The sequence below is a fragment of the Henriciella sp. genome, assembly GCF_049649345.1.
Taxonomy (GTDB): domain Bacteria; phylum Pseudomonadota; class Alphaproteobacteria; order Caulobacterales; family Hyphomonadaceae; genus Henriciella.
In genome coordinates this window covers 1-9,740 of the sequence record NZ_JBARZC010000536.1, presented here as the reverse complement: position 1 = coordinate 9,740, position 9,740 = coordinate 1, and the positions used below count along the sequence as shown (strand labels likewise).

Sequence of the window (9,740 nt, the reverse complement as noted above, 5' to 3'; positions counted from 1 at the left end):
GCCCTGGGCTGCCCAATAGGCCTGCAAGCGCAGGATCAGATCCTGGAAGGAAGCGGGTTTCTCACGGGCGGCGGATGCGGGCATGGTGCGCCTTGAATCGGATAGCTGAACTCTAGCGCTCCCGCCTACCGCCAGACGGCCAACTTCGCAACTGCGGGGTGTGACGCCTAATCCAGCGAATGCTCATGATCGGCGCTTCCCGCTTTCTTCTTGCGGAAGATGGCCGCGTAGAATTTCGGATGCGAGAGCACGCCGATGGCGAGGCCGCCGAGGCTGCCGACAATCATCAGCATGATGAAAAAGTCCTGCATGGCGTGTGTGTGGCATAGGATGTGGGCGGAAGTTGGGCTGGACATATAAGTCCGCCGCCCCCTGCGCAGGCAGGGGTCCATGGGGTGCCATTTGAACTCAATTGCTCGCTGAGAAGAAGCATAATGGATACCTGCCTGCGCAGGTATCTGCGGCGCGGGCAGGTACGATCTTATTCAACCCCAGTCCAGCCCGGTATCGGATCGGGCAATCGATTCCAGCAGGTCAGTACGCTCGCCGCCTTTCTTGCGGTAGATGTCGATCCCGGCGAGCAGCCGCATTGCCCCTGAGCGCAGCCCCTTTCTGGCGCGCACGATGACGCGCTTGGCGTCTTCGCCGGGAAAGGAGCGCACGGGGATGACCTCGATCTGGCCGGTGCGCCGCTCGATCAGGGCGAGGATGCGGGCAAGCTCGGACGCGCGGTGGATCATCACGAAACGCCCGCGGGGTTTGAGCACATGGAGCATGCCCCAGATCCAGTCCTTGAGCGGCACGGTTTCGAGATAGGCGCTGGATTTCCCCTCGCCTGGCTCTTGGATCGAGCCCTCGCGAAAGAAAGGCGGGTTCGAGAAAGCGAGATCGTAGCGGTTTTCCCAGTCATGCGGGATATCGCCGACATCCTGCTGAACGAAGTGTGTCCGCCCGCCGAGGCCGTTCACTTCGGCCCCTCGCTCTGCAAGACCGAGCATGAGAGGGTCGCGCTCGAGCCCTGTAAAATTTACGTTTTTCAGCCGCCATGCAGCCGGGAAAAGCGCCCCGCCTGCGCCGCAGCCAAACTCGACCGCCTCACCGCTCATGGAAGGCTCAAGTGCCGCCGCAAGCAGCACGCTGTCGGTGCCGGCGCGAAAGCCCTTTTTGGGCTGGAGCACGGTGACGCGGCCACCGAGAAAGGCATCTGAGGTGAACCCCTCATCCATCCTGGTCGAGATCCCGCAGCGTGCGGCGCGCCTTGTCTGCATCGCGTTCATGCACGACCACACGGATCGGCACCATCGGCCCCCGCCCATCGATATAGGCGGTGTGCTCATCAAGCACATAGACCTCGATCCCCTCTTCTGCCATCAGATGACGGATATAGCTGAGCTTGACGGGATCGTTGGTGCGAAACACTTCTTCCATAGAAATCCTTGTTTTAGATGCGGCTGTGTACCGCAGAGGTGGACCAATGCCATCCTCTTATCCATATGCAAGTGTCAGAGTGACCGAGACAGGAAGCCCTTAGTGACCATTTCAGCAACTGCCCGCGAACCCGGAAAGAGCGAAACCGTCATCGACCGGCTTCATTCTGTTCTGGAAAAGGATATGGGCCAGGTCGAAACGCTGCTGAAAGCGCGCGCGAAGAGCCCGGTCGATATCATTCCCGATCTGTCGGAGTACATCGTGTCGGCGGGCGGCAAGCGTCTGCGGCCGATGATTACGCTGGCCGCGGCAAAGGCCGTGGGAAGCTCGAAACATGCCACCCATGCGCTGGCCGCTGCTGTCGAGTTCATTCATACGGCAACGCTGCTGCATGATGACGTCGTCGATGAGAGCGATTTGCGCCGGGGCAGGCCTGCCGCGAAATCGGTCTGGGGCAATTCGGCCTCCATCCTCGTCGGCGACTTTCTGTTTGCCCGCGCCTTCACGCTGATGGTCGAGACAGAATCGCTCGAAATTCTCGATATCCTGTCGAATGCCTCGTCTGTGATTGCTGAAGGCGAAGTCCGCCAGCTCGCCGCACAGGGCCGGCTCGACCTGCCGACCGAAGACTATCTTGCCATCATCGAGGCCAAGACCGCCGCCCTGTTTGAAGCAGCAAGCCGCGCAGGTGCGCTTTCTGGCGGCAGCCCTGAGCACGCCGATGCGCTTGCGGCCTATGGCAAGAATCTCGGTCTCGCCTTCCAGATCGTCGATGATGTGCTCGATTATGGCGGCACAACCTCGGTCATCGGCAAGGTGGTTGGCGACGATTTTCGCGAAGGCAAGATCACGCTGCCTGTGATCATCGCCCGCCGGCGCGGCAAGGCCGAGGACCACGCTTTCTGGGCGCGCGCGCTCGATGTCTCGACGCAGGAAGAAAGCGATCTCGCCCGCGCGATCCACCTCATCCGCGCAACCGGCGCTGCAGAGGCAACGATCGCCGAAGCGGACGCTTATGTCGGCCTCGCCAAGAGTGCGCTGTCATCGCTGCCAGATAGCGAATGGAAAACGCTGCTTGGTGAACTGGCTGATTTCTGTGTCCAGCGTGTGCACTGAAACGCCACATCTGCGCAGACTTTAGGACTTTATCAGTCAGACTGCTGCCACACTTGGCGTATCACATATCTCAAACTGGACACGTGCCGGCCATCTCGGCACAGTCATCATACGTATCGAAGGACGCCTCATGAAACCGGTTTTCCCGTCAGCCATCATTCTCGCCGCACTTCTTTCGGCCACCGGGTGCGCCAATCAGTTGAACAAGACTGAGCTCGATGGCGCCGACACGTCTGAATTCGATACGCGCAAACAGGAAATCCTCGGCGCGCTGTCTGCCTATAGCGGCGTATATGATGTCTCGCCTGCAGCCATGGCGACAGCCGTTCTGGGCGAGGATGGAAAGCCTGTCGGCCTGCTCGCCTACGATTCGCCCGTCGACGCGGTCAAAGCGGGCGATATTGCCGCTTTCATTGCGGCGATGAAGACAAGCGCGTTCAAGAATGGCGAGACCGGCCCGTTCGAATCGGTGGTCGTGTCGATCGACGAGGCCGCCGCTGGTGATATGGACGCTGCGCTGGAGACGATCGAGACGGCGCTCGAGAGCGACGACATGACGATCATGGGCGGCTTCCTGAACGCCTGGTATCTGGCGCTGGACGGCCAGCATGACGAGGCGGTCGACGCCCACCGCGCTGTCAGCGGCACCCTGCCCGGCCTGACAGGCGATCTTTCGCTGGCCGCCCTGCTGGAAACGGTCGGGCGCGAACAGGAAGCGCTGGCGGTCTATTCGGCCATCACGCCCACTGTCATTACCGCGCCTGAACATGAATTTGACCCGCAGAGCCTGCTGTATGGCCATGTGAAACTCGTCATTGCCCGCCAGGCCATCTTGCTGCGAAAGCTTGGCCGGATCGATGAAGCCAAAGACCTCTATGCCCGCCTTGCCGCTGCCGAGCCGGAAGAAACCGTCTCGTTTGATGCCGCGCTCGAGCAGATCGAAACAGGACGCGGCCTCGATGATAAAACCCTGAGCGTGCAGGAGGCCTTTGCCCGCTCGCTGAGCGATTATTCGCTGGCCCTGTCTTATCAACGCCTCATCCGGTCGGCCTTTGTCGGCGAACGGGTGCGCGGCTTTGACGATACCAAATCGGCGTTCGCCCAGCTCGCCCTGATCATTGACCCTGAGAATGAGGATCTTCGTCTCGCCATTGTCGGCGATCTCTACGACGAGACCTTTTTCGACGCAGCGATCCACGTGATCGAGACCGCACCGGAGGCGACGGCAAGCCTCAGCCTCGCGGCGGCCCAGTCCTATTTGCGGCTCGAAAAGCCGGCAAAATCCCGCAAGGCGCTCGACGCAGCGATCAAGCTCGCCGAAGCCGATGAGGAGCTTGGCACCTATTCCAGCGCAATGCTGATCTACGCCCTGTTGGACGATGAGCAAAAGGCCACTGATCTTGCCGAAAAGACGCCGTCGCTGGCGCTGACCGATGCTGAAAAGGCTAGCGCGCATGGGACCAGTTCCGCCATCTATTCCCAGTTCGGCCAGTTCGAGCAGGCGCTGTTCCACGCCCGTGCGGCGCGCAATCTCGACGACACGCATGACCGGCGCATGGCGCTCGCCAATGCGCTGGCAGAAGCCGACGAGGTCGATGAGGCGCTGCGCCTGATCCGCACAGAATCGCTGGCCCGCCCGAATGACCCTTACATGCTGAACACGCTCGGTTATTTCCTCGTCGAGCACACTGAGAAATATGCAGAAGCTTTCCGTGTTCTGGCCCGCGCCAATGCGCTTGCGCCGGCCGACCCGTATATCAGCGACAGCTTCGGCTGGGCCCGCTTCAAGCTCGGCGATCTTGAAGGGGCGAAACGCTATATCGAGCAGAGCCGGGCCGAACTTGCCCCCAATATCCACTGGGAGATCGAAGATCATCTCGGCGATATCTACTGGCATATGGGCGACAAGGATGCTGCGCGTGACGCCTGGCAGACCGCCCTCGATGACTATCCATCCGAGACAAAACGCGCCGAGATTCAGGACAAGCTGGACAATGGCATCAGCGAGCCTGCGCCCGAGAGAAAACCGCTGCCCAAGGTCTCTCTCGGCGATGAGGGCGAAATCGGGCGGCAGGACATTTAGGCAGGCGTGAAACCCGTCCGTACCGTAACAAAAACTGCGCGGGGAAATTGCCTTATGCGAGGCTTTCCAGCATCAAGACTATTGTGAAATACCGGGTCAGCCTTCTTGCACTCTGCGCTGCAGCGATATCGTCCTGTTCGACAGTCGATACGACGCGGTCATCGCTGAATGAGCGCCTCGCGGCTGCGCGCGCCGATGCGGAGACGAACGCGCTGGCCGAGGGCTATTCGCAATTCCTCGTCGCGCGCTATGCCTCACTGATCAATGATCCTGATGAAGCGGCCCAGAAATATGCGCAGGTCGTCCGCTCCAGCCCGGATGATGTCTCAATCATGGAGCAGGCCGTCTTCTCCGCCCTGCTTGCCAATGACTTCCCGCTTGCCCTTTCAATCTCGAACAAGGCACCTGCCGGGACGCTGAGCGAAACCAGCCTGCCGCGTCTGACACGGGCGACGCAGATGCTGATCAGCGGCCATTCTGGCAAGGTGGCCGACCAGCTTGAAGGGCGCGATGCCGGGATGTTCAACCATCTCATCATGACATCGCTCGAGGCCTGGGCGCTCGTCGATCTTGGCAAGCCGGGCGACGCACAGATCAAACTTCTCTCCGCCTCCGATGGCGACCCTTATCTTGATACGATCGTCCTGAACCTGCTCGGCCTGATGGAAGTCGCTGTCGGCGAGGATGAAGCCGCGCTGAAGACATTCCAGACGGTGGATGAAAGCGGCACGCTGATCGCGACGGCTGCCGATTCCTATGCCCGGTTGCTGGCCAATCGCGGCCAGGGCGAGACAGCTGTCGGCGTGCTCGACCGATTCCTGAAAACAATGGGCCATAATCCCTCCATCAGCGCGCTGAAGGCCGAAATCGGTTCTGGCGGCGTCCCGCCGCCGATCAAGCGGGTTTCGGTGCGCGAAGGGGCTGCCCTGTCCTTCTATGTTCCGGCCGCTGCCCTCGCAGCGCAGTCACAGAATGACCTGCCCGGTGTCTATTACACGATTGCGCTAAGGCTCGATCCTGACCTGCACATCGCCCGCGCCCTCTGGGCTGACGCGCTCGACAGGGCCGGGCGCAGCGAGGAATCGATCCGCATGCTGGAGGCCATTCCGGCCAGCTCGCCGTTTTATTCGACCGCCCGCGGCCAGCTTGCCTGGGCGCTGAGGCGTGACCAGCAGAATGACGAAGCCTATGCGCTTGTCAGGACGACGCTGGCGGCCAATCCGGACCGCGACCTGAAGATCCAGATGGCAGACCTGCTGCGAGCGCTCGACCGCCCCGGCGAGGCGCTGCAGGTCTTCAATGACCTGATCAGCGCCGACGACGCACGAGGCGAGCCTGACTGGCGGCTTTATTATGCGCGCGGCGCGATCCACGAACGCCTCGGCTACTGGCCGCTTGCCGAATCCGACCTGAAAACGGCAAAGGCCCTGAACCCGACCTCACCGGATGTGCTGAACTATCTCGGCTATAGCTGGGTCGACCGCGGACTGAACCTCGATGCGGGGCTGGACCTCATCCGCCGGGCGCTTGCCCTGCGCCCGCAAAGCGGCGCGATCACAGACAGTCTCGGCTGGGCCTATTACAAAATCGGCCGCTATGAGGACGCCATCATCTATCTCGAGCGCGCCGCCGAGCTGGAGCCGGGTCTTGCCGAAATCAACGATCATCTGGGCGACGCCTACTGGATGGCAGGCCGCAAGCGCGAGGCACGCTATCAGTGGCAGCGCGCGATCTCCCTGTCTGACGATGCGCGCGAGAAGGATATCCTTCAGCGCAAGATCCTGACGGGCCCTGACGTGCCGGCCTCCAGCCGCGCGCACCTGCCCTGATGCTTGCCCCGGCAAAGGTCAATCTGTTCCTTCACGTCGATGGCGTGAAGCCGAACGGGCGCCATGACCTCGACTCGCTTGTCGTCTTCGCAGGGCCCGAAGCGGCCGACAGGCTGGAGGCGCGCAAGGCCGGCGACCTCAGTCTCAGTCTCAAAGGCCCGTTTGCGGCCACAGAGCTTCAGTCCCCGGAAAATCTTGTCCTGCGCGTCATATCGGCCTGCGAGGCGAAGGGGCTGAGCGTGCCGGCGCTTTCGGTCACGCTGCACAAGGCGATCCCCGTGGCGGCAGGCCTCGGCGGCGGGTCTGCCGATGCGGGCGCGATGCTGCGGATCCTGATGCAGCTCGGCGGGCTGACAGAGCCTGTCGCCATGAAGATTGCCAGCGAGCTTGGCGGGGATGTGCCTGTCGCGGTGCATTCGCGCGCCTGCCTGATGCGCGGCGAGGGTGAGGCCCTCAAAGCCGCCCCCGCCTTTCCGGATCTTCCTGCCCTGCTGGTCAATCCGGGACTGCCTTGCCCGACCGGCGCTGTCTTCCACACCTTTGATAGCCAGGGCGGCGGGCGCGATTTCACCCTGATCGACATGCCGGCCTTCAGCGCGCTTCAGCCGCTTTGCGACTGGCTGCGCAGCGCGACGACGAACGATCTGCAAGCGCCCGCTATCACCATCCTGCCGGAGATTGGAACCGTGCTCGATGCGCTGGCCCGCCAGCCGGGCTGTGAGGTAGCCCGTATGTCGGGCTCTGGCGCGACCTGTTTTGCCATCTTCAGGGACATGGCAGGCGCGCGGCGCGCAGCGCGGACGATCGAGTCACGCCAGCCCGATTGGTGGGTGACGGCAACCCAATTGAGTGGCAACACAACCGGATGACGATTCTGGTTACGCTCGCCTTGGCAGCCTGCACTTTCATTGTTTCCGTCCTGCTTTGCGCAGCGATGAAACGTTCAGGGATTGTCGACGCGCCGGATGGTTACAGGAAGCTGCAGACGTCGCCTGTTCCCCGGCTTGGCGGTGTCGGGATCATGTCGGCTATCGCGCTGGTCCTCGGTCCTGCCGCCGTGTTTCACTCGGCCCTGCCGGCTCTGCTCGCACGCGACTGGTTGCCCGGAGCAGTGCCGACCGTCTGGCATGCGCTAGGCGCCTCCTTCATGTTTGCAGCGTTTGGGGCGCTTGATGATATTGTCGAACTGCCTGCGCTGCCAAAACTATTGCTAGTACTCGTGGTCTGTATTGCCGCGCCTTTTCTGGGGATTGCGGTGGCAGCATTCGAAACACCATTCGGTTTCGTGAATGCGCCCCTTCTCATGATGGCAGGGTCTGCGCTGTGGCTGCTTGTCTTTGTGAATGCGGCCAATTTCATGGATGGCAGCAATGGCCTCTCGCTTGGATCGATGGCGATCATGCTGGCCGGGCTTGGGCTCTGTATGATGATGTCGACCAGGGGCGGTTTTCCCGCGGGTCTGGCATGCATCATCGCGGCGATTGGCGGCTTCCTCGTCTATAATCTGCGCGGGACACTTTATGCCGGCGATGCTGGCGCGTTCGGCATTGGCGGCCTCTTCGCGACACTTGGGCTGGTCTCAGGCCTGCCGGTCTGGACAGTGGCGACGCTTGCCCTGCCCTTCCTTGTCGATGTGCTGCTGACGCTGGTCTCACGCACCAAGCGAAAACAGCCGCTATTCACCGCGCACCGCGACCATGCCTATCAGGCGCTGATCAAGGCCGGCTGGAGCCATATCGAAGTAGCGCTTGTCTGGTGGTGTCTCAGTGCGGCTTGCGCAATTGCCGCATCGGTCGGCGCCGCAAGCGGTGGGGACTTACCCTTTGTCCTGTTCTGGACCTTCGCCCTTGGGCTCAGCGCTGGATGGGTCTTCCTGCACGGCAAGGCGCGCAAAAATTTCACGGGCCGTGCTCGCGGGTAGCGATGGCAGCGACGCCCAAGGCCTGGAGGTCCAGCCCGTCAAGGCGCCGAACAGTACAAAACCGCCACCGAACAGCATCGCGAACATCGCCTTGCTGTCTCGAACGCCGCCCATCATCAGCGCCGCCAGGATGATTGCGCCGAAAACGAAGGCCAGCAGGCCGATCGTGAACATCGCCTTGCGCTCGCCGCCGCCCGCGCCAAAGGCCACCGGCAAGTCAGGATCGCGCGCAGCAAGCTCGGTGGTAATCGCTGATACCAGGCGCTTGAATTCCATATTGTGTTCATCGCCATCAGGCAGGTTGCACGTGATCCGGTAGCGCGTCCTGCCGTGGAACAGGTCAAACCATTCGGAGTGAGTGTAACGAACCGTCATTTCTGCAAACAGGGCGCGGTCAACCCGGCCAAGGTCGCAGAAGGGCTCACCATCTTTCGTGATGAGCCCGCTATCGAGCGTCCACTGCTTGCGGCCCGCAAGCAAGGCCGCCTTGAATTCGAAACTCTGCATCTCCTTTCCCCCACCGGAAAAAGATGAAAGCCCACCGCCCTACATGTTCGGATAGGCCGGCCCACCGCCGCCTTCAGGCGTGACCCAGTTGATGTTCTGGTTCGGATCCTTGATGTCGCACGTCTTGCAGTGAATGCAGTTCTGCGCGTTGATCTGGAAGCGCGGCTCCTTGCCCTCTTCCTCGACCCATTCATACACACCGGCCGGGCAATAGCGCTCGGACGGGCCGGCAAACACGTCATGTTCGGAGCGTTTCTGCAGCTCCATATCCTTGACGATCAGGTGAACCGGCTGGTTCTCAGCATGGTTGGTATTGGTGAAGGAGACATTGGTCAGCTTGTCGAAGCTCAGCTTGCCATCGGGCTTAGGATAATCGATCCGCTTACAGGACGCGGCCGGCTTCAGATATTCATAGTCGGCCTTCTTGTGGCTGAGCGTCGGCAAATAGCCGAAGCCGATCAGATAACGCAGCCACATGTCCGGCATGGAGAGCGCCGCGCCCATCAGCGTGCCATAGCGGCTGATCAACGGTTTGGAATTGCGCACGCGCGACAGATCGGTCTTCACCCAGCTGTCTTCATAGGCCTCTTCATAGGTCTCCAGCGTGTCGCTCTGACGGCCATCCTTGATCGCTTCGACAGCGCATTCGGCGGCCATCATGCCGGTTTTCATCGCATTATGGGTGCCCTTGATGCGGGGAAGGTTCACGAAACCGGCCGAGCAGCCGATCAGCGCGCCGCCCGGGAAAGCGAGCTTCGGAACGGACTGGACACCGCCAGACGTGATCGCGCGGGCGCCATAGGCGACGCGTTTGCCGCCTTCGAGAAACTTCTTGATCTCGTCATGATGCTTGTAG

General features: G+C 61.5%; 10 protein-coding genes. 5 read left to right on the top strand and 5 right to left on the bottom strand.

Annotated features, from left to right (window positions below; translation table 11 throughout):
* Positions 1–167: 167 nt before the first annotated feature.
* The 3 genes from WA989_RS14765 to WA989_RS14755 all read right to left on the bottom strand — a co-directional run bounded on the left by WA989_RS14765 (position 168) and on the right by WA989_RS14755 (position 1,428).
* On the bottom strand, positions 168–356 hold the full coding sequence (locus tag WA989_RS14765; RefSeq protein WP_424341245.1) for a hypothetical protein: 189 nt from the start codon (positions 354–356) through the stop codon (positions 168–170).
* A gap of 129 nt (positions 357–485) precedes the next feature.
* A complete protein-coding gene (locus WA989_RS14760; protein WP_424341244.1) occupies positions 486–1,226 on the bottom strand; it encodes a tRNA1(Val) (adenine(37)-N6)-methyltransferase in 741 nt (246 codons plus the stop codon).
* Positions 1,219–1,428, bottom strand: coding sequence for a DUF2007 domain-containing protein (locus WA989_RS14755; RefSeq protein WP_424341243.1), 210 nt, complete (start codon positions 1,426–1,428; stop codon positions 1,219–1,221). Before WA989_RS14755 ends, WA989_RS14760 begins: the two co-directional genes overlap by 8 nt.
* Before the next feature lie 102 nt (positions 1,429–1,530).
* Here WA989_RS14755 and WA989_RS14750 point away from each other — a divergent pair, with 102 nt between their 5' ends.
* From WA989_RS14750 to WA989_RS14730, 5 genes are all read left to right on the top strand, one after another.
* Positions 1,531–2,544, top strand: coding sequence for a polyprenyl synthetase family protein (locus tag WA989_RS14750; RefSeq protein WP_424341242.1), 1,014 nt, complete (start codon positions 1,531–1,533; stop codon positions 2,542–2,544).
* 130 nt (positions 2,545–2,674) lie between these two features.
* Positions 2,675–4,627, top strand: coding sequence for a tetratricopeptide repeat protein (locus tag WA989_RS14745; protein ID WP_424341241.1), 1,953 nt, complete (start codon positions 2,675–2,677; stop codon positions 4,625–4,627).
* 83 nt (positions 4,628–4,710) lie between these two features.
* Complete coding sequence (locus WA989_RS14740; protein ID WP_424341240.1) at positions 4,711–6,456, top strand: tetratricopeptide repeat protein; 1,746 nt, start codon at positions 4,711–4,713, stop codon at positions 6,454–6,456.
* Positions 6,456–7,325, top strand: a complete 870-nt coding sequence (locus tag WA989_RS14735; RefSeq protein WP_424341239.1) for a 4-(cytidine 5'-diphospho)-2-C-methyl-D-erythritol kinase — start codon at positions 6,456–6,458, stop codon at positions 7,323–7,325. The genes WA989_RS14740 and WA989_RS14735 overlap by 1 nt, the downstream gene beginning before the upstream one ends.
* Positions 7,322–8,377, top strand: coding sequence for a glycosyltransferase family 4 protein (locus tag WA989_RS14730; RefSeq protein ID WP_424341238.1), 1,056 nt, complete (start codon positions 7,322–7,324; stop codon positions 8,375–8,377). The genes WA989_RS14735 and WA989_RS14730 overlap by 4 nt, the downstream gene beginning before the upstream one ends.
* Here WA989_RS14730 and WA989_RS14725 read toward each other — a convergent pair.
* Together WA989_RS14725 and WA989_RS14720 are read right to left on the bottom strand one after the other, a co-directional pair.
* Positions 8,273–8,884, bottom strand: a complete 612-nt coding sequence (locus tag WA989_RS14725) for a hypothetical protein (RefSeq protein ID WP_424341237.1) — start codon at positions 8,882–8,884, stop codon at positions 8,273–8,275. The genes WA989_RS14730 and WA989_RS14725 overlap by 105 nt on opposite strands.
* Before the next feature lie 39 nt (positions 8,885–8,923).
* On the bottom strand, positions 8,924–9,740 hold an 817-nt coding region (locus WA989_RS14720; protein WP_424341236.1), incomplete at its 5' end, for an electron transfer flavoprotein-ubiquinone oxidoreductase.

Excerpts from the sequence above, each read along its gene's own strand:
- WA989_RS14765 (WP_424341245.1), bottom strand. The coding sequence starts at position 356 with ATGTCCAGCCCAACTTCCGCCCACATCCTATGCCACACACACGCCATG.
- WA989_RS14760 (WP_424341244.1), bottom strand. The coding sequence starts at position 1,226 with ATGGATGAGGGGTTCACCTCAGATGCCTTTCTCGGTGGCCGCGTCACC.
- WA989_RS14755 (WP_424341243.1), bottom strand. The coding sequence starts at position 1,428 with ATGGAAGAAGTGTTTCGCACCAACGATCCCGTCAAGCTCAGCTATATC.
- WA989_RS14745 (WP_424341241.1), top strand. The coding sequence starts at position 2,675 with ATGAAACCGGTTTTCCCGTCAGCCATCATTCTCGCCGCACTTCTTTCG.
- WA989_RS14735 (WP_424341239.1), top strand. The coding sequence starts at position 6,456 with ATGCTTGCCCCGGCAAAGGTCAATCTGTTCCTTCACGTCGATGGCGTG.
- WA989_RS14730 (WP_424341238.1), top strand. The coding sequence starts at position 7,322 with ATGACGATTCTGGTTACGCTCGCCTTGGCAGCCTGCACTTTCATTGTT.
- WA989_RS14725 (WP_424341237.1), bottom strand. The coding sequence starts at position 8,884 with ATGCAGAGTTTCGAATTCAAGGCGGCCTTGCTTGCGGGCCGCAAGCAG.